Consider the following 23,035-nt stretch of genomic DNA (forward strand, 5'->3'; position numbering starts at 1 on the left):
GGTTGTCGCCTTCTAGAATGATCGTTTGCAGATTCGGCAAAAAGGATGTCCATCCCTCAAGCAGCGGCAAAAATGATCCCATTTCGCGCTGGATGCGCTCCAAATAGTCCGGGTTCCAGACAGAACGCGATACGGCGTCAGCGGATTCGGTTCGAAATAACGTGGCTGTCAGCTCGTTCGGACGGGGGAGCTTCTGTACCCGATAATTCTGAATAGCGTTTAGATTGGACTGATGTACCTCCGACATCGAGCTCAATTTGAATGCCAGTTCTTCTTCGGACTGATTCAATCCTTTTTGTTTGCAGAGCTTGACGATATGGGGGACTAACGCATAATCCGAAACATCGCGTATATCATCGTCCGTCATTTGATAGAAATTCCAATCGATCTCTCCGTCAGGCCGCTTTTGCAGAAAAGCTTCATTCCGATTCAGGAGCGTTAGCAGCAAGAAATTTGCATTCATCAACAAGTTGTTTCTGAACGTTGTTTGAAAAAATTCGGATTCGTCTCCCAAAATACAGGGCGATTCCACCAGAAGGAGCGTTTCAACCCGTTTACCCAGCATTTGCAATTGACGGGCCATTTCATACGCTACAGTCCCCCCGAACGAAAACCCTGCCAATTGGTACGGCCCCTCCGGCTGTACGGCTGTAATGATTTCGCAATAGTATCGGGCCATGTCGTGAAGCGATGTGAAGGGTTGATGCTCATAGGACAGGAAACCGCGCGCTTTAATGGCAATGATGCGGAATGCGCCGTCCGCTTGGTTTGCAATCCGATTATAGATGCCGACATCCCCAGACAGTGGATGAATCCAGAATGTGCACGGTCCGTCCCCATTTGCGGATAAAGGCACGATTTCCGGATATTGCCGGATAAGCTGGCGAAGCCGTTCTTTCAACGGTTGCGCGGCGGGTGCCGAAGCTGAGGCTGAGGCGTTATCCCCTTCACCGCATAACCGAAGAATCTCGCCCAGGCTCCGATCGTTAAGATCGCGGATCGATAGCGCAAGTCCTAGTTTGTCGTGCATGAAGCTCAGCACTTCAGCGAAATCGAGGGAATCGAGGCCAAGCGTTTGCAAGCATTGCCGTTCATCCAGATGCGCCCTATTTAATTTTCGGTTGAGCATTTCCAATAATTGTTTTTCGGCACCTGGTTGTTTCTTCGCCGGGCCTCTAGCCAATAATTTCCCGCCCCATGGCCGGTGATCGACGTCATATTCAATCAATACGCCATAACATTGATTCTCATCATCCTTCGGTCTGTAATTCTCCAACAAACCTAATATCGTAGCTCCGTGCAATTGATGAAATTTCAATATCGGATCGTCGAACAGGCCGTCCCGATGAATGTAGACCAAATATTGCTGAAGGGTAGCGCAATTGGATTTCATGAAATCGCGGCAGCGAGTAACGGCATAAACATGATGGATTTCCGGATGCAAGGAAAAATACTGGAGGACAAATTCAATCAGTTCGCTGCCCCATCCATGATCTTGATAGACAGGCATCATATTGAGCGCTAGAAACTGGATGGCCGAACCGCTTAAATCCCGAAATGCTGGCACCGTCATCGATTTGATTTGTTTGATCTTGTCCTTTTGAATACGCTGCGTATAAATAACACCTCGTACGATTCCCTCGTATTCCAATACAAAGGTGAAGCAAGCCGGATCGATCAATCGCTGCTTAATTTCCTCACGGTCAGTTTGGAGAGGAACCGCCCAACATTCCCCTTCAATTTCCATTAATGATTCAATATCGCCTGCTGTTGCTAAACGGACAAGATAATCGCGTCTGACAAAATAATCGTTATGATGCTCTCCGCTTTTCAACGGACCCTCGAAGCTGACATCGGGAAAAAACTGCTGCACGGAGGCATGCAGCAGTTTTTCGTTCGCATGTATGTTAAGCATAATTTTTATTCAACCTCCTTGAATTCAAATGCTTAGCCATATACTTAGCGAGCTGGGAAGTCGTCGAATAATCAAATACGATCGTATCGCTTAAAGACAGATCCATTTCACTATTCAAGGCATGGATAAATTTTCCGACCAGAATCGAGTCCAACCCAAGCTCCATAAAACTCCCATCCACATCAAATTCATCGAATTCGTCCAAGTATAAAAGGTCAACCAAAATGCTCTTGATTCGTCGTTCGATATCCGCTGCTTCGTACAACGCTTCGTCATCCTCATCGCTTACCACAGGTATAAATCCGGACTCGGTTTCAGGCTCAGTGACTAGAGAAGTCGCCATATGCTCCGGATGAATGCCTAAGATATCGTCTACCGAAATAAACGAATGGTTTTCGGTCTGCTTAGGAAACTGCTGATCCATTTCGTTAGGCCAGAACGACTTCGGTCTGAACGGGTACGTAGGAAGTTGTGGAATATGCTTCGGCGCATAATCAAGATAAAGATCCTCCCAAGGAATGGTGGCGCCATTCAGCCAAAATTGTGCTAAAGCTGCCCAATCCTTCTCCGCTATCAGCCGCTTGATTCGCTCGTCATGATTCGGCTCAAGTAATGCGGACCCGGCATGCTGGGTAGGCTCCTCCAACAGGAATTGCTCCATGCTGGCAATCAATTCTCCCGCATTGTGAGCGATGGCGGCAAAGCGTCGTTTCATCGGTTCACGTTTCAATTGCAGTACATAGGCGAGTTGGCGCAAATCCAGTCCGGGATGTTCTTTCAGGTACGCCTTCCAAATATTCACAACATCTCGGAGCGCATGATTCGTTTTTGCAGAGAAAACGAACAGCTTCGGTGCTCCGTCGGCGGCTGCATAACTCCTGTCCTCTTCTTCAGCCGAATGATCATATTCCTCCACGATGACATGCGCATAGACGCCACCGGCTCCAAAACTGTTAATTCCGATACGTCTTGGACTTCTTTCCCCGCTAAGCTCCATCTCCGGCCAGTTCGCCAATTTCGTTTCAACCGTGAATGGTAAGGTGTCAAAATTGATGCTCGGATTCAACTGATCCGGCAAAGAAGTCGGGCATATCTGCTTGTGTTTCAGTTGCAAGAGAGCTTTAATAAACTGCGCCATTCCCGATACCGATTCCCCATGTCCCAGGCCTGCTTTGATTGAACCTAATGTATAGAGCCCGTTCTCGCGGTCGCGGGATGTTCCGAATACTTTGGTGATTGCGGACATTTCGATTGCATCGACCATCTCCGAACCGCTTGCCGCAGCTTCGATATGCCGGATGGTTCTCGGATCGATGCCGGCCGCGTCCATAGCCTTTTGGATAACGGCTGCTTGCTTCGCCGGATCGGGCACATTATAGCCATTCGTTCTTCCACTATGGGAAACAGCGCTGCCTTTGATGACCGCCCAAATATGGTCGTTGTCCCGTTCCGCGTCGGACAATCGTTTCAGGACCACCGCTCCCACGCCTTCAGACGGAATAAATCCGTTGCCGCCCTTGCCGAATACAGTGCTGCTCGAACGATCGGAGAGCAATCCTCCCTGTGCGAGACTTGTATAGTTGCTTGGATGGACATATAAGTTTACCGCTCCCACGACAGCCATCGATATTTCCCCGTGCCTGATGCCTTCGCAAGCCTGGTGAAGCGCCGCAAGCGAGGAGGAGCACATCGTATCAACCGGAACGCTCGGACCATGGAAGTCCATAACGTAGGACAAACGGTTGACTATGGACGCGAAAGACGTATTGTAAAATTGATGGGTAGTCCCGTTCCATAAATTGAAGCCTGTTTTGGTCACACCCCCGAATACACCGATCTGATTGCGGAGGCTTTCATCGATTCTCGAAGGCACATAGCCCGCGTCTTCAACCGCCTTCCAGCACTGTTCCAGGAAAATGCGTTCCTGAGGGTCCATCCGCATCGCTTCTGCCGGGGAGATGTTAAAAAATAAAGGATCGAAATCGGCGAACCCTTCCAGGAATCCGCCCCACTTGCTGAAGCTTTGCTGCTTGGCTAACGCATCTTCACGATTAGGATTAAAGAAGCCGTCGAGCGGCCAGCGTTCTTCAGACAACGCCGTAATGCAATTTTTACCGACTTTCAAATTGTCCCAGAACTCGTCAATATTTCTCGCCATCGGAAAACGTCCGCTTACGCCAATGACGGCTATCGGCTCATCATCCTTTCGGCCGGTATCAGCGCTCTCCCCAATTCTCTTCACTGCTCCAAGCTTGTTCCGCTTCGGCGTCAACGCTTGAAACACATCACCACTTCTCGCAACCGGATTTTCCGGTATTAACTGTTCAGGCTGGGAAGCATTCTCTGCCGGTATGTCATCTCCGATCCACTGCATGCATTCATAAGGGAATTCAGAAGCCAAATACCCGGACAAGGCGGCAAAGTTCCGGTACTCAAAAAAGATCGTATTGGAGACATCGCTGAAATGATCGGCCAGCTTCCTATTCAGCAGCGTCAATTTGACCGAATCAACGCCATACGTCTCGAAAGGCTCCTGTGCGTTAATCTGATCGCTGCGTAGTTTAATGCTTTCTCCGAATAGGACCGTCAGTTTGTCGATCACCTTTTCTTTCAATTCGTCGAAATTGACTTCCTTCGCTTGTTTCTTCGGCTGCCGCGTATGGTCGACTGATTCGGCCATACGTATTTTCACTCTGATCTTGTCTGTATCGCCCTCCATAACAAGGACTTGATCCTGTTTCTGGTCCAGCGCTTGATAGAGGGCTTTTATGCCGGTCTCAGTCTTCATCGGAACCATGCCTACATTGTCAAACATGATCTTCTCGATCTCTTTGTCGACATGCATGCCGCCTTGTTCCCATAACGGCCAATTGATCGACACGGTTTTCCCCTGGCGCTCTCCTGTGGCTACCAATGTATTGCGGTAACTTGCATAAGCATCCATAAAGGCATTGGCAGCCGCATAATCCGCCTGCCCCGGATTCCCGAACTCTCCTGTTCCTGATGAGAAGAGGATCATAAAATCGAGATTCATCCCGCTCGTAAACGCATCGAGGTGGAGCAATCCGCTAACTTTCGGCCCCAATACCTCTGCAAACTCTTCTTCGGATTTCTGGATAATCAATTGATCCCGGATAATCCCGGCGCCATGAATAATGCCGTTTAACTTGCCATAGTCCTCCACAATTCCGGCGATCAAGGACTGGACTTGTTCTCGATCCGTTATATCGACCCGCCTGTATTGTACGTTTGCCCCTCTTTCCTTCAAGTCGTTCAACTGGGCCTGCTTCGTCTCGGACAATGCGGATCGTCCCGTCAATATTAGGTTGACATCCTTGATCGTGCGACTCATTTCTCCGGCGAAAATGAATCCTAATCCTCCGGCCCCTCCGGTCAGCAGATAGACGCCGCCTTCCTTCCACGGCAGTTCATCTTTCTCGCTTCTATCGGGCAGCCCCGATTCTTCAAAGTTTTTGGTATATCTCGTACCAGCAACATAGCTGATATCCCGATCTTTCGGTCTGCAACTGTCCGCCTCCAGCCTCGCAGCGATTTCTTCCACGCTGCATCCGGCAGACAGTTGAATAATCTGAACTATCAGCTTCGGATTTTCGAGCTGAGCTGTCTTGAGCAGCCCTCCCAATCCCCGGAACAACTCTCGATCATCGTCTGCGAAGACGACGAATTGAACGAGAACTTGGCCTTTCGGCTTGCTCGTAAGCATGTTTTTAACCTCACGGAACAATTGGACGGCATAGTGCTCGAATCTAACATGCAAATTGCTCGCTTCACTTCGGAATATTTGGCTGCTCGCCCCTTGTGTCAGAGACTCGATCGCTTCGGCGGTTAGTGATTGATCCGCTTCGCAAAGGAAGATCTTGCGCTGTACATATTCGGGTGTTCTTTCCGCATGAATAACGGCCGATTTCTCCCATACGGGATGAAGCATTATCGACCCGATACGGGTGTTTTTATCGTCTCCCGCTTGAAGCGTTCTGAATGCGAATTTTTTCATTCTCACCTGTATGTTTCCGGTCTCATCGCATAAGTCGATATCGACGATACGAACGGTAGGATCGGAATGCACGCTTTCGCTCGTTCGTACCATCGCCCACATGCTCTCCGTGCACTTGCCCGGCAGTTCCAGCTGCTCCAGGCTGACAGGCAGCCATGGCTGTATCATTGCTCGACTTTGGGTCTCACCTTGTCCGATCGCTAAACCGATCATCGCCTGGATGGCCGAGTTCAGCATCGTCGGATGCAGAATATAAGATCCCGACTCATTCCTTACCGATTCCGGCATCGCGAGCTTAGCCAATACGTTACCATCTCCCGCGTACAGACGCTCAATCCCTTGAAGCCCGCTTCCATATTCGGATTTGATGCCGCTTAATTTCCCGTAGCATTCGCTTTCGCTGAGGACGGCACGGCTGCATTCGGCTTGAAGCTTATTAATTTCCACACGCTCCGGTTGCGAGTACTCCTTCCTCGGAACGAGTACCGCCCGGCCTTGACTGTGTATGGTTGCTTCTTCCCGATCCGCCCGGCCAGCGCTATAGATTTCATAGCCAACCTCGCCGTCTTCCACCGGATAGATGCCGATATGCAGATCTAGTTGGTGCCCGTTTACGACGGCCGGACTTGACCATGCTATATTGTTCAACATGATCGTATGTTCCGCGGCTTCTGGTACAGATTCAAGAATGGCTGCTCGGATCATCTCCAGGTATGCCGCTTCGGGCAGCCATTTTTCTCCCAGGATGACATGGTCTCTCAGGAAAAATTCATTCCCGGTCCATGTGCTGCTGAATTTTTGGCCTTCCAAATTCGACGTATTCCGATGGAGCAGCGGATGCAAATATACTGCCGAAGTTAGATCTGCCGCAACGTTAACCGGTGGTTCCGATTGCATCTCCGAAAACCAGTACCTCTCCCGCGCGAATGGATACGTTGGCAAGCTGATTCGCTTCGGCTTGCGATGGATGTACAACCGCTCCCAATCAACGTCTATGCCCGTAATCCATAATTCCAACAATGCCGAGTATTTCTTCCGTTCGACGAGGAGATGAAGCACGTCCTGCAATTCCTCATTTGAATTAAATAAGGCAAGCATATTTCGTTGCTTATTGCTTTGGCTTCTGTAAAGATCGGCAATGTCATGCTTCCCTTGCACATAACCCTCTAACTTTTCGGATAAATCTTCAATAGAGGTTACGACGACAGCCAGCCGTTCCTCCATGCTTTCCCGCCCTACTTGCAGCGTGTAGGCGATATCTGCCAAATGTTTGTTCTCCAAGCCCTGAGCATTTATCGCATCCAACAGCCGCATCGCTTGCTCTTTGAGGCTGTTTTCCTTTTTGGCCGATAATACGATAATCGCGGGGTTGTGCCCTGTTACCGCAATGGGTTCGACCACTTTCTTCTTAGGCACATATTCCTCGATGATGGCGTGGCTGTTCGAACCACCGGCGCCAAAGGACGAAATTCCCGCGATCCTCGGATATTCCTTCTGTTCGCCATCGATCTCGATGATAGGCTGTTTCCATTCCTCCAGTCTCTGCTGCACGCTGAAGGGGGTTTGCTGGAAATCGATATTGGCATTCAACAGCTCTGAATGGATACTCGGTACGTATTGCTTATATTTCATCTGCAGCAATACTTTCGTTATCCCCGCGATCCCCGCTGCCGCTTCCAAATGACCGATGTTGCTCTTCGCCGATCCGATGGAGCAAAAGTCGCGGTCGATCGTGTAAGCATCGAACGCTTTCGTCAATCCAGCAATTTCGATTGGATCACCCAACAAAGTTCCCGTTCCATGGGCTTCGATATAACTGATCATTCTCGGGTTCACACCAGCATCCGTGAATGCCCTGTGAATGACTTGGGCATGCGCGGCCGGATTGGGTACGGAATACCCGTTCGTCTTGCCGCCGTGGTTAACGGCCGTCGACTTAACGACCCCGTAGATTTGATCGCCGTCCGCCACAGCTTGCTTAAGCGGCTTCAATAGTATCGCGCCAACCCCTTCGCCCGGCACGTAGCCGTCTCCCCCACTGCCGAAGCTTTCGCATTTGCCTTTGCTGGACATGAAGTTATGCCGGCTCAAAAATAAATACTTGTTAGGATGCAAGGAAAGATTGACTCCCCCGACGACGGCAAGCCTGCATCTGCCTAGCATGATACTATCGCATGCCACATGCAATGCCGTTAAGGACGAGGAGCACATGCTGTCAATCGCCATGCTCGGTCCGTTAAAATTGCAAAAATAAGAGACGCGATTCGCGATGGAGGATGCAATCCCCGATAACGCGACAGGCTTGCCCTTCATTTGGCTCTCTACGCCAAGAAGCTGATAGTCCATGAAGGTAGCCCCTACAAAAACGCCTACATTGCCTCTCACCGCATCACTACTGATTTGACTTAATGCCTCTCTTGTATATCCGGCATCCTCTATCGTTTCATAGACGCATTCCAGGAATAGTCGCTCCTGCGGGTCCATGAATTCCGCATCCTCGGGAGAGATATTGAAAAACAACGGATCGAATTTATCGACATCTTCGATAAATCCTCCCCATTTGCTATTGATCTTCCCGACCTTGAACTTGTCTGCATCGTAATAGCGCTTGTAATCCCAGCGGTCCTCTGGAATTTCGATGACGCAGTCTCTTCCCGCTTTCAGATTCTCCCAGAATTCGTGGATGTTGTTAGCCTGGGGATATCGGCCGGAGAGGCCGATAATTGCAATGTCCATATTGCCCCCGTCTTGCTCCGGATCCGAATCCCACTTACGATCCGACTCGTTGGACTCTTGAAGAATCGGCATCATTGCGGTAGCTCGTTGTGATTCATCCGTCTCGTTCACTGCCTCGTCATTCGATGCGTGAAACCCGAACATTTCCATAAGCTTATCGCTATAGGTCTCCGTGAAATAATCCGCTAATGCCCGAATCGTTTGATATTCAAAGAAGATCGTCATTGAAATCGGCCCGAGTGTATTCTTCAATTCTTCCGCAAGCTGCTTGATCATGACAGAATCAATGCCGTAGTTCTCCAGCGAAACATCCGATTCGATCCGGTCGACAGGAATGCTGCTTACCCATGCGAGCAGTTGCTTGCAATACTGGACCGTCTTTTCTTTCATTATCGCCGGAGTAAGCTGTACCTTGCCCGCGTGAACAGCCATTCGTTCTTCCCGTTCAATTACGGGTGCCACACGCTCGGCTTCCACCGTACGCTCCGGCACATGTACTCCGGATAGATCAGCGCTTGTATTTACACCCGGTATCCAATATCTTTCCTTCGCAAACGGATAGGTCGGCAGGCTGATTCGTTTAGGCTTTGTCCCCGGGTAGAGGCTTTCCCAATTCACATCCAAGCCCTTCACCCAGAAATCGAGAAGCTTCCCATACTTCCCTTTGCCAATCCAGGAATCGATCGCCTGCTGCAGGTCATTATCCGCTTTGAAGACAGCCAGCGTATCCTTCTCTCTCGTGGCACGACCGACGTATAAGTCTTCCACGTCATCCTGGCCGGCCAAATATCCGTTTAGTTTCTGTTCCAACTCGCGCACTGAGGTCACGGTCATGCCCAATCGGGCTTCCATCGCTTCGCGGCCGATTTGCAGCGTATATGCGATATTCGGCAAATCTTGGTCCTCATATCTTCCTTTCCCTATCTCTCGCAATAATTGTCTAGCCCGTTCTTTGAGATTCTCCTCCTCCTTCCCTGACAATAAAATGACTGCGGGTTTATCAATCGTTATGACGGGGACCCCTCCTGGTTGGTGCCTAGGCATGTATTCCTCAATTACAAGATGAGCGTTCGATCCCCCCGCGCCAAAGGCCGATATCCCCGCAAGTCTGGGCACTTCCTTCTTGACGCCATCCCGCTCGATGACCGGGCGTTTCCACTCTTCCAGCTCATGCTGCACCTTGAACGGCGTCTTCTCAAAGTCGATGTTTGGATTCAATTCGCTGGAATGTAGGCTCGGCACTAGTTTCCCGTACTTCATCTGAAGCAGCACCTTCGTCACGCCTACAATCCCTGCTGCGCTTTCCAGATGCCCAATATTGCTCTTGACAGAGCCAATTGCGCAAAATTGCTTGTCGTCCGTATGGTCTTCAAACGCCTTGGTCAGAGCCGTTATTTCAATCGGGTCCCCGAGCGCCGTTCCCGTGCCATGAGCCTCAATGTAACTGAAATGTCTGGCATCGACATTCGCTTCTTTCATCGCTCTTCGGATCATGCTCGCTTGGGCATTGGGATTCGGCACGGTGTAACCATTCGTCTTTCCGCCATGATTGATCGACGAACCCTTAATTACCCCGTAAATCTGATCCTGGTCCTTGATCGCTTTAGACAATGGTTTAAGCAGAATAGCGCCAACACCTTCTCCCGGCACATAACCGTCGCCACCATTACCGAAGCTTTCGCATCTTCCCTTGCTCGACATAAAATTGCCGCGGTCAAGCACCAAGTATTTATTCGGATGAAGCGAGACATTCACGCCGCCAGCGATCGCAAGCTCGCATTCTCCTTGCCGGATGCTTTGGCAGGCCAGGTGGATCGCGATCAATGATGAGGAGCACATCGTATTCAATCCGATGCTTGGGCCGTGAAAGTTGCAAAAATAAGAGACTCGATTCGCAATGGAGGATGTTATCCCGCTAAGCGCAACCATGCGGCCTTTCGCTTGTTCCTGCGCGCCAAACAGCTGGTACTCGTCATACATAACGCCGACGTAAACTCCAACGTTCCCCTCCAAGCCGGAACCTTGAACTTTGCTTAACGCTTCTCTCGTATAACCGGCATCCTCCAATGTCTCCAGAACGCACTCCAAAAACAACCGTTCCTGAGGATCCATAAATTCGGCTTCGCGCGGTGTAATATTAAAAAATAACGGATCAAACCGATCCACATCGTCCAGAAATCCACCCCATCGAGCTATCGTATTGCCTTTTCTCTTCTTGCTTTCCTCTCCGAACAGACGATGATCCCAGCGCTCTTTCGGTATTTCGGTAATGCTATCCTTGCTGCTGCACAGATTTGCCCAAAATTCATCCAAATTTCCCGCTTGCGGATATCGTCCCCCAATGCCAATGACCGCGATATCCTCCCTCACGGGTGCAGCAGCTTCCGGTTCGTTCGCTGACGCGAACCTTTGACGCTTGCGTCTCGATCTACTCGTCGGCGGTTGCACAGACAGCGGACCGGCTGCAGATGCTGTTGATTCAGCGGCGGCGACGGGCTGCTGGATTTTATATGCCACGCCCAACCGATCCATCAGTTTATCCCGGTGGAATTCGAGAAAGTAACCGGCGATCGATCGGATGTCCTGATATTCAAAGAACAGTGTCTTCGAGAGCGAACCAAAACTTTTCTCCAACTCATCCGTCATTCGCATGATGACCAACGAATCGATTCCGTAATTCTCCATCGGGGCGTCTGATTCGATTCGGTTAATCGGCAACTTAATGACCGTTGAGAGCAATTTCTTGAAATAATTCTCCGCTTTTTCTTGCAGCGTTTCTTGCGAAGCCGCAAACCGAGGACGGCTTTCTCCTGCGTCTTCAAGAGTTGCCACGGAAGCGATGCTCCCACTAACCTGGTTAAGGAACTCCCCGCGAAGCTTCTCACGATCTCCCTCCATGATCATCACCTGATCATGATCTTGGGCCAATGCTTGATACAAGGCCTGAATGCCGGTATTGGTATTTAAAGGGATCATCCCAATACGCTCATACATGCGCCGCTCGATCTCCTTGTCGACATGCATGCCGCCTTGCCTCCATAACGGCCAATTGATCGAAACGGTTTTCCCCCTCCGTTCTCCTTTCCCTACCAAACGATTGCGGTAGTTCGCGAAGGCATCCATGAACGCGTTGGCTGCCGCATAATCGGCCTGTCCCGGATTCCCCGTCTCCCCTGCTCCTGACGAAAACAGTAGGATAAAGTCAATATTCATCCCGCTTGTGAACGTATCGAGGTAATGCAGGCCGCTTACTTTGGGCTTCAGCACCTCGGCGAATTCCTCTTCTGTTTTGTGAAGTATATATTGATCCCTGATGATGCCCGCGCTATGAAAAATTCCGTTTAACCTGCCGTAACCTTCCGTGATACCGGTGATCAAAGCCTTCACTTGCTCTTTGTCCGCTATATCCATTTGCCTGTAGTCAACGACGGCTCCCTTTTCCTTCAACTCGTTCAATCGGAACAGCTTCGCGTCCGAAAGCTCCGATCGTCCCGTCAGGATCAGGGTGACATCCTTGATTTGCCCAGCAATCTCTTCGGCGACGATTAATCCTAAACCTCCGGCACCGCCGGTTATCAGGTAGACGCCGCCTTCCTTCCACGGAATGTCTTGTTCCCCGGTTCTCTCAGGCATACCTGTCTCTTCCAAACTTTTCGTATACCTTACGTCATCCACATAGCTAATCTCATGATCAGCGAGGCTTCGGCTATCAGCCCGCAGCCTTTCCGCAACTTGCTCCATCTTGCTTCCGGCAGGCAGTTGAATGATTTGATAGATAAGCTTCGGATTTTCGAGCCGGGCGGTCTTCAAGATTCCTCCCAAACCTCGGAAAAGCTCTGTATCGCCGCCTGTAAACACGACAAGTTGAATGAGAACATGGCCTTTCGTCTTACGGGTAAGCATGCTCTTTACGGCAACAAACAATTGTTTCGCGTATTGTTCGTACCGGATATTCAAATCCTTTGCTTCACTTCGGAAAATTCGGCATCTCGATCCTTGGAGCTGGGATTCCACCTGTTCCGAGGTTATATGATGGTCCGCTTCGCACAGAATGACTTCGTGCCGTTCATACATTGTACTTGCTGCCGGGACCCGTTCCGACGTTTTCCATACCGGATGCAGCATCAAGGCACCAACGGCCGCTTGATCTCCACTGACAGGAAAACCTTCGTCGGAGTGATTACCTTCATTCGTGTTAACCAACATAGGCTATGACCTCGCTTTCCGCTTCCAGCCCTCTGAATGCAAATTTCTTCATTCGTATCTGGATCGTCCCATCCTCATCGCACAGGTCGATATCCAGCTTTTGCATGTGACTGTCAGTTGTGATGCCTTCGCTCATTCTAACGAATGCCCACATGTGCTCACTGCAGTGGCCGATGATATCCAGCTCTTCGAGTGCAAAAGGCAGTCTCGGCTTCGCTCCGGCGATTCCAGAACTGGCTGCACTGGCGATGGACAAGCCTATTGTGGCCTGTATCGCGGAGTCCAGCATGCTTGGATGCAATATATAGTCATCCGACACCGCGCTTACTGATTCCGGCATCATCAACTTTGCCAATACCTGACCTTCCCCGACGTATAAGCACTTAATCGCTCTATGCCCGCTTCCATATTCAACACCCATGGTGCTAAACTGCTCGTAGCATTCGCCGTCGCCGATGATGCGATCACTGCATTCGGCTTGTATTGTGCGAATATCGATCCCCTGAGCATGATCGGAATGGCTTCTTGGCATGAAGACAGCTCGTCCTTGACAATGGATGACCGTCTCTTCTTCCCCAATTGGGCCTGTACTGTATATTTCAAAGCCGATTTCCCGTTCTTCTTCCGGATAGATTCCGATATGCAACTCCTGGCTTGGTCCGTTTGCGGCGTATGGTGCTGACCAGACGATATTTTTTAATTTGATGGCGTGATCTTGTCCCCATTGCACGGATTGCCGCAGCGCTGCACGTGTCATCTCCAGGTATGCCGCTCCGGGCAATATGTTCTTGCCCCTCACGGCATGGTCCCTCAAGAAAAACTCTTTGCCTGTAAATATACTGCTGAATCGCTGTTCTTCCAGATTCGATGTGTTGCGATGGAGCAGCGGATTCAAATAACCCACAGCATGCAGGCCCATTGCGTTCGTATTCTCCGCCTCGGTCTCTCTTTCCGTCAGCCAGTAACGTTCCCGGGCGAAAGGATACGTTGGTAAGCTAATTCTTCCGGGATTACTGTGGGCGTACAGATTGTCCCAGTTGAGGTCCAGGCCCATGACCCATAAATCAAGCAGCCGATCGTATTTTCTTTTGTTGATCCACGATTCCACGGCGAGCTGGATGTCTTCGTCAAACCCTAGCAGCGCCCCCAATGCTTTATCTCCCGACGCATGCCCGCGATGAATATTTTCCGTTTCGCTTCGATGTTCGACATATGCGTTGAGTTTATGTTCCAATTGCTCCAGGGAAGTCACTGTCATCGCCAAACGCTCCACCATTGCCACACGTCCGACCTGAAGCGTATACGCGATATCGATCAAATCCCGGTTTTCATGTTGACCCTTTCTTAACCAAACCAACAAATTTTCTGCTTGCTCCCGAAGCTTTTCCTCGCTCTTGGCCGATAATACGATGATGACCGGCATATGGCCGTTATGCGTCAAGTGCTCACTTCTTGGTTCTACCATCCCGTATTCCTCAATAATGACGTGTGCGTTTGCGCCCCCCGCGCCAAAGGAGGATAGTCCTGCGCGCCGCGGATAACGCCTGTTGTCGATAACCGGCCGCGTCCACTCGGACAGCTCCTGCTGGAGAACAAATGGCGTTTTGCCGAAATCGATGCGCGGATTCAGTTCCCTGGCATGCAAGGAAGGCGCAATCTGTCCGTGTTTCATTTGCAGAAGTACTTTGGTCAAACCTGCGATTCCTGCCGCGCTTTCCAAATGTCCGATGTTCGACTTGACCGAACCAATCGCGCAAAACTGCTTATCGCTCGTACTCTCTTCAAATGCACCTGTAAGTCCCGCAACCTCTATCGGATCGCCAAGTTCCGTGCCCGTGCCATGTGCTTCGATATAACTGATCGTCCTTGCATCCATTTGGGCTCGCCGCAGCGCCTCCTTGGTCAATTGGCGCTGCATATTCGGATTGGGAACGGTATACCCGTTCGTTCTTCCTCCCGCATTGATCATCGTCCCTTTGATCACGCCGTAGATATGATCGCCATCCCGTTCTGCGGCTGACAGCGTCTTTAAGACGACGGCGCCGACTCCCTCCGCGTCTACAAAGCCGTCAGCTCCCGCCCCAAACGCCTTGCATTCACGCCCTGAAGAGAGCATCGTTTTACCGGACAAGCGCTCATAATGGTAAGGATCTGCAATTAAATTGACGCCCCCTGAAATGACGCATTCGCATGTTCCGTTATAAAGACTCTCCACCGCCAAATGGATCGCGACCAGCGACGAAGAGCAAGCCGTATCGACAGCCATGCTCGGTCCTTGAAAATTCATGACGTAGGAAACGCGATTCGCAATCGACCAGAATGAGGCCCCCGTAACATAGTCCGCATTCATTGCGCCTACGAAAACGCCGACTCTTCGCGATGCGCACAAATTATCGGGCGTGTATCCCGCATCCTCGATGCTCGCATAGACCGTCTCCAAGAATAATCGCTCCTGCGGGTCCATTTGCTCGGCTTCTCTTGGCGATATGCCAAAAAAGATCGGATCGAACTTGTCGATATCCTCTATAAAACCGCCCCACTTGGAGTAAATTCCGCCATATGCCTTTTTATCCTCGGTGTAATACGTTTTCCAATCCCATCTATCCTTCGGAATTTCGGAAATGCCGCTTTTTCCGTTCTTCAGCATCTCCCATAGCGCATCGATATGGTTAGCCCCGGGATAACGTCCGGCTAAGCCGATGATGGCAATATCCTGTACGCCGGGATCACTGCCAATGCTCGCGGCTCTCGTTTTTTCCTGACTGTCTAAAGCGGCTGGAAACTCTCTCATCTCCGATTGCCGTTCGGATGCCGGTAATGTCCGATCCTTAATCAGTTCATGTTCATCCCTAGCTGCTTGATCTGCTACTGCATATTTGACCTTCAAGACTTCACGATGATGATTCATAACGTAATCGGCAAGTTCATCCAGCGAATTGTACTCATAGAACAATGTGCTGGATAATGAACCGAAAACCTTCTCCAGCCGACCGGTCAACTCCATGATCATGAGTGAATTGAAATCGAACTGCTCAAAGCTCTTTTTGCCGATCACTTGCTTCACGGACATTTTGGTAACGGCGGCAATGATCCCTGCAATTTCTTCTTTTATCTTCTCTTTATCAATCCCTGGCTGACTCGTTTCGTTCCGGGTATGGCTGGAATCCGCATAGAGATCGGTAATAGTCCGGTTTGAATGAAGACGAAGATCCTTACCGTTCCCATAGAGAACGCCGATGTTCCGGTAGCTGCTTGATAGAATCGAAATGAGCGCATCCAGCGCAACTCCGTCAGGTAAACCTTCCCATCCCTTTTCCTGCTTCAAGCGATGTCTCTCCGAATCCGATAATTGCATACCGCCTGACAACCAAAGCGGCCAATTGACCGAAATGATTTTGCCGGATGCTTCTCCTTTCTGACATTCGCCATCGCGATATTCGGCAAAACAATCCATGAACCCATTCGCATATGCATAATCGGACTGACCTTTATTTCCAAAAATAGAGGTAACCGACGAGAAATAAACCATGAAGTCCAAACGATCAGCATATTTTTTCAAATAGAATGTTCCAGCCACTTTGGCCTTCATCACTTCTTCAAAGTCGCTCCATTCTTTATGGAACAACAGCCGGTCCTTAATGACCCCGGCGCAATGGAAAATACCCTTGATAGGCCCGAAATTCCGCTTGATTCCATCTAATGTCTGTTTTACATCGCTCTCAACTGCAAGATCGCAGCTTTCATAAACGACACGGCCTCCTGGGATTGAAGCCAGTATTCGATCCGTACTCGCCTCTTGCGGGGATCTGCCAAGCAGCACAATGGTAGCTAAAGGATAGCGGCTAAGATAACGGGCGATAACAAGGCCAATGCCTCCCAATCCGCCGGTAATGAGATAGACGCCCCTGAAATCAACGTTGCTTGGCGATTCAACCTCTACTTTCTTCAGCTCTCGTTCCATTCTCATATATTGGTCGTATTTGATTTCTGCCGAAGAAGAAGCATGATGGAAGAGCTCTCCGATCACCTTTTGACCATCCGCTTTCACCCAGTTGTGGGCCAGTGTTCGGAATCGGAGGGCCGGATATTCCAAGCCGATCGTTCGCATCATGGATCCGAGTCCCGCATAAAAAGGATAGTTTTCATGATTTTTAGCGTCGATCAGGGCCATGATATTGTAATCTCGTTCCCCGGCTATGTTCATCAGTGCTTTACATAACACAAACAACGGATGCGCCACTTCTTTTGCCCGGACCAATGGCGATTCGCTGCTGTTGGGGATATCGGGAACGATAAGCATATTCGTAAAATCAATCGCATGCGATGCGAAATGTTCAAACAGCGTAAGATAATCACGCTCTTCATGGACATTGATATGATAGATCGGATGTGCGGCATTGAAGCGGTTGCCTGCTTTGACCAGAATGACGCTTCCGACCAGATCCGACTCGGTTAAAGCCCTGTAATTCGATTCATCCCGATCTATTAAAATGACCGTTTCGTGCCTGTAACTTTGCCCGGTGCGCAGCGGCTTTTCTATCCATTGCGGCGTATAAAACATCAATTGCTGCTCTTTCTCCGGAAGAGCCTTCAGTACGAAATCCTCGATTGTCGCCAGCTCCTGGCCGTCTTGATCATAAATCGCGATCTGGCATTTCACATATCGACTCGTTTCGTTATGATCGGTGATGTTGATCCGCGAATAACAAGGAGCCAACAGCTTCCGATAAACACGTACTTTGCCCATCGAGTAAGGTAAATACGTCGTATTGGATGACTTCAAGCGATCACTGCCAACAACGGCATGCAAGGCGCCGTCAAGCATGACCGGATGAATGATCCCGTTTTCATAACGAATAGGAGACGATTCATCATCCAAGCTCGCCAATAGTTCATCGTGATGACTATACACCGTTTGGACGACTTGATACGCCGGGCCATACTGGCACTTTGAGCTCAGATGCTGCCGGTAAATATCGCGTTTATCGTAGCTTGCATGGGCATAGTTGATAAAATGGTCGACATCGAACCGTTCAGGCATGCGATTCTGCGATGTGCTGAACGCACCCGTTACCACGATGTCATCCCCGTTGCTGACAACAAATGTCAGGGCAGACGTATCCATCGAAAGTGTTATGCATGTATCTTGTTCGCCCAGCCTTACAGATTGCAGAAAACTTATGTTATCGATTGCGATTTCATCATGGGCGACATGGCGCAATTCCAATGCTTTCATGACCATTTCCAAATAAAAGGAACCGGGAACGACCACCGCCTCATGAATGACGTGATCCTTCACAAGCTCGCTTTGATGGTTCAACTTCACCGTATAGTGCATGTTGTGTCTTTCCCTGACAATGCCGTCAAAAAAAGCATGGCGAATCGGCGCAGCAAAAAAGCCCTGTTCGCTGCGCGCGGGCTCGATCCAATACCGTTTCTTCTCGAACGGATAAACAGGCAATGAAATTTTCCGATACCGACGGTTCGCATACAATTTTGCCCAGTTGATCTCGCTTCCGCTGACATAAAGGTCTCTCAAACATTCCAATTGTTCCTTGTACGCGGCAGCATGAAGCTCCGATGTCGTTAATAGGTCGATCAGGGTATCGCATGAGGCCGAATCGGGATGATCGCTCAGCTTCGCCTGTACATTCGAATAACCTTTTTCCAGCGCGGTCATCAACTGCTCCTTGCTCTCCACTACAAAAGCGATCCGTTCGTCAAAATGATTCCGACCTACGCTAAGCGTATAAGACATATCCGCTATAGATTGTCCGTTCGATGCCCTTAACCAATCACTAAGCTGTTCGATTTTGCGCAATAAGCTCTCTTTCGACTTGGCGGATACCGGGATCAAATAATAAGGCTGACCGGTAGCCGGCCGATTCGTGCCGTCCTTATATTCTTCAATGACCAGATGACTGTTCGTGCCGCTGAACCCGAATGAGCTGACCGCGGCTTTTCTTGGGGTGGATTTCGGTCTCCATTCTTTTAATGTCGTATTCACGTAAAATGGACTGTTCTTGAAGTCGATATGCTCGTTCGCCTGTTCAAAATGCAGCGTCGGAGGGATCGCTTGATGCTTCAGGGACATGACGATTTTGATTAACCCGGCGACGCCTGCGGCGGCTATCGTATGCCCGATGTTCGTTTTGACAGATCCGATTGGACAAGAATGCTTTGCATTCGCAGTCTCTCCGAATACATCGGCGAGCGCCTTGATCTCGATTGGATCGCCCAGTTTCGTCCCTGTTCCGTGCGTCTCCACATAATCAATGGAAGCCGGATCGATCTGATTATCCTCATAGATCGTTCGGAGCAGATTGACTTGGCTCATGGCACTGGGCGCGGTAATTCCGTTCGTCTTGCCATCCTGATTGATGCCGGAAGCGGAGATCACGCCATAAATATGGTCATTGTCAGCAATCGCCTGATCCAACTCCTTCAGCACAATGATTCCTGCTCCTTCGCCCGGAACAAACCCGTTCGCCCGGTTGTCGAAAGCCTTGCATCTGCCATCGGGTGACAACATGCCCAGCTTGGAAGACGTCAAATAAAGATCTGGAGTAGACATGATGCAGATGCCCCCTGCAAGGGCCATCTGGCATTCGCCTTTTAGAATGCTTTCTGCCGCAAGATGGATGGCAACGAGCGAAGAAGAGCAGGCGGTATCCAGGCTTATCGCAGGTCCCTTTAGATTGAGAAAATAGGCAACCCGCGCCGCCAGAATTGCAAAATCATTGCCCATCAAGCTGTATGGATTAGGCGGGTGCCCCCCTTCTTTGATGAGGTCGATATAATCGCCTGGCCTTGCGCCTATAAAAACCCCTATATTTTTGTTGCTCAGATCAAGTTCCGAATATCCCGCATCTTCCAGCGCATGGTAACACTCTTCGAGACAAATTCGCTGTTGCGGATCCATGTTCTCGCCTTCAACTGGTGTAATCGAGAAAAAATCGGCATCGAAATGATCGATATCGGCTACGAATCCTCCCCATTTGCTTATTGTTTTGTGATCTGCTCTCATGTCGGGGTCGTAATAATTCTCAACGGACCAGCGATGTTCAGGAACAATCTGGATCGAATCAATGCCGTTTTTGAGATTATTCCAATATTCATCAACTGAATCAGCACCGCCGTATTTGCACGCCAATCCGATGATGGCTATTTTTTTCGCCGTGTTCGCTGCTTCTTTGGGTTCATTGCGGGCTACTGTACTCGGCAGATCCGGAATGTGACTAGCAAACGCAATAGTTTCATGCATTGCGCTGATGCTTTTCTGACCAGTCAAAAATACGCTCAGCTCATCGATGCTTGAGTAATCGTATAAGTCACTTACAGCAAGCTCGGTCCCGAATTGTTTATTCACTTCATTCAAAAAGTCCACAATCGTCAATGAGTCAAAGCCCAAGGCATAGTATTTCTTCCCGTTTTCAATCAATGAACGGTCAACTTTAAGAACTTTAGCCGCTAGCGTAGCCAATATATCGTTCATGACTGTACCGTCTATAGAAGACGGGGTTTTATCATTAGCGGTTGGTTCGGGTTTGGATGCCATATTAGGTTCAGGTTGCAATTCCGGCTTCACATTGTCCTTGGAATGGATAAAAGTCATTAACTCGTCTAAGCTTGCATGATCATACAAATCCGTGATGGCCAGCGAGATACCGAACCTCTTATTAACAGCGTTTAAGAAATCTACGATAGTAAGCGAATCAAAGCCTAATGCATAGAACTTTTTCCCGCTCTCAATCAAGGAATGTTCAACGGATAACGTTTGTGCCGCCAGAGAAACGAGCTGTTCTTTGATGTCACTCTCAGAGATGCGATTCTTTTTTTCATTGTTTGCCGGTAGTTCGGTCAGCTTTACTAATTGTTGCCGATTAATTTTCCCGTTCGGGGTTCTTGGCAATGCATCGACTCGAATGAATGAAGAAGGGATCATGTAGTCGGATAATTTGGGTTTCAGAAAATCATGCAACTGCTCGTCTGTGACCGATTTCCGATCCTTCAATGCGATTGCCGAATAGAGTCGGCTGACTCCCGGATTGATTTCTTTCACAAAAACCGCACATTCGGCAATCGCATCGTTTTGCTCCATTACCCGTTCGATGCCCGTCAATTCAAGCTTAATCCCCCTGATCTTCACTTGATGATCACGCCGGCCCAACAGCTCAATCGTTCCGTCTGGCAAATAACGTCCATAGTCGCCCATTTTATATAGCCGGGGACCTGAATGATCATTGAACGGATTTTCAATAAACTTTGCAGCATTGCCTTCATCGTCATGAAGATAACCTGTCGCTAATGCCGCTCCTGCGATATGCAGTTCTCCCGCAACTCCGATTCCCGCAAAATTCAAATCCGAATCGAGCACGTACGCTTTGACGTTCCGGATCGGTTTGAACCCTGGCAATTTATTATTTCTACCTGTTTTGGTTTTGGAATCGACATATAAAATCCCATTGACCTCCGTTGCACCGTAATCATTTAATAACGTGGCCTGAGGCACAACTTCTTTAAATTGATTCAGTAAATCAACGGTTAGCGGTTCACCCGCGGTAACGCACAATTGCATCGTCGACAGTAATCCCTTATCTTCCGGAGACTCCAAAATGCGTTTTAAAAGCGAAGGGACGACGGTAAGATGCGAGATCTGATGGCGACCAACCGCACGAACCAGCTGATTCGGATCTTTTACAATCGAATCGGCCAAAACGATGGTGGGAACGCCCTTCAACAGTCCCCCCAGAAACTCCCACATGGAGGGCATGAAATTCATGCTCGTCCGCTGACCCATACAAGACGTCTCTGTGAACGGGTATCGGGACCAGAGCCAGTTAAAACGATTGATCAATTGCTGCTGCTTGTGAATAACACCCTTTGGTTTTCCGGTCGAGCCCGATGTGTACATAATTAAGCAGTCGCGATCCAAGGAGTTGTTGCTTGCCGAAATGCTTGGCTCGTAGGAATCGGCATCCATGATATGACGTTGGCTCATTACGAATGTCTTATCGTTCGATATTTCCCTCGCGTTATGCTCGGTTGTAAATATCAATTCGACTTTCGCGTCCTCAATCATGTAATGAAGATGTTCTTTCGAATAGGATGTGTCCAGGGGAATATAGACATTGCCCGACTTCCACACTGCAAGCATCGCAATGACCGTATAAATGGAACGTTCGCCATAATAGCCAATGACTTGATTGTTTAGGTTTAATTGCGAAATTTCTAATGCCAAGTGATCGACGGAACAAAGTAAGTCCATGAAAGAAATATAAAAAACATTGCTTTTATGATCGTCATAAATAATAGCAATGTCCTTTGGAGTTTGATGGGCTTGTCGTTCGAATACATCATACAGCGTTTCTTGGAATGGATATCGGGCCGTTCCGCCTGCCCATCTATTGATCCTGTCGATTTCATCTACCGAAAGATAAGAATGCGCGGACAGGGCTGCCTCCGGATTTTCGATAAACCCGGTTAAATAGGTCGAATAATGATTTACAATTCGATCGATCGTATTTCCAGCGATCATGCGAGCGTTATATTTTATCGTGGCGATGACGCTATCTCCGTTAAACGACATATTGATAGCCAGCACATGATTGGAGTCAGCGTTGCTTATTGCCAAATTGAGACTGTCCCAATCGTGAGGATCGGAGGGTTCCTTCAACAACAAGGAGGCCATATTCCTCACGACATCTGCAAGCTTGGATTGTTTCGTGCAGTTTGCCGTGTCCAATTTCACTCGCGTTCCTCTGCACTCGATGCTCCAAGTGGTGGCATTGTCGTCCATATAGCGAACAAATAAAGCAATCATGATGCCGGCAAAGTTAAGAAGATTCCAGTCAGACATCTTATCCGTTACCAGAAAGCTTCGGTGTAAAATCGGAACCTTTTGCATACTGTTTCCAGGTTCAACAAATAAAAAATCAAGTCCGGCCCCGCCTTTGTCGCGTGTATCCGAATCCCCCGCCGCCAAATCCATGAATTGACGACTCTCAATAAAATCGATAATTTGCTCCTTATGATTGACGAGATAGGCTTGGATATCCTGGTCTAATTTAGTATTTTTAAAATAGAGTTCGCCCTTATGGAATCCATAATGAATGTTCCAGCTGGCTAACGTATCCAATAGCTTGAGAGGTTCCATTCTGTAG

3 protein-coding genes (1 of these 3 running past the window's edge) are annotated in these 23,035 nt (G+C 49.2%); all 3 read right to left on the bottom strand.

Annotated features, from left to right (window positions below):
• Tightly spaced (each overlapping or abutting the next), the 3 genes in view from GRF59_RS18060 to GRF59_RS18070 form a layout consistent with a single transcriptional unit that may run on beyond the window.
• Positions 1-1,915 carry the 5' end (the start) of an SDR family NAD(P)-dependent oxidoreductase gene (locus GRF59_RS18060; RefSeq protein ID WP_160499067.1) on the bottom strand. Its footprint begins 6,179 nt before the window's first position, so only the first 1,915 of its 8,094 coding nucleotides appear in the window; the start codon lies at positions 1,913-1,915; its stop codon lies beyond the left edge, outside the window.
• A complete protein-coding gene (locus tag GRF59_RS18065; protein WP_160499068.1) occupies positions 1,908-12,872 on the bottom strand; it encodes an SDR family NAD(P)-dependent oxidoreductase in 10,965 nt (3,654 codons plus the stop codon). The genes GRF59_RS18060 and GRF59_RS18065 overlap by 8 nt, the downstream gene beginning before the upstream one ends.
• Complete coding sequence (locus tag GRF59_RS18070; protein WP_160499069.1) at positions 12,862-23,028, bottom strand: SDR family NAD(P)-dependent oxidoreductase; 10,167 nt, start codon at positions 23,026-23,028, stop codon at positions 12,862-12,864. Before GRF59_RS18070 ends, GRF59_RS18065 begins: the two co-directional genes overlap by 11 nt.
• Between the last annotated feature and the right edge of the window lie 7 nt (positions 23,029-23,035).

Origin of the sequence: Paenibacillus dendrobii (assembly GCF_009807035.1) — a bacterium.
GTDB classification, from domain to species: Bacteria; Bacillota; Bacilli; order Paenibacillales; family Paenibacillaceae; genus Paenibacillus_AQ; species Paenibacillus_AQ dendrobii.

What these genes read in the sequence shown, in the direction of transcription:
- GRF59_RS18070 (WP_160499069.1), bottom strand. Translation starts at nt 23,028, where the DNA reads ATGGAACCTCTCAAGCTATTGGATACGTTAGCCAGCTGGAACATTCAT.
- GRF59_RS18065 (WP_160499068.1), bottom strand. Translation starts at nt 12,872, where the DNA reads ATGTTGGTTAACACGAATGAAGGTAATCACTCCGACGAAGGTTTTCCT.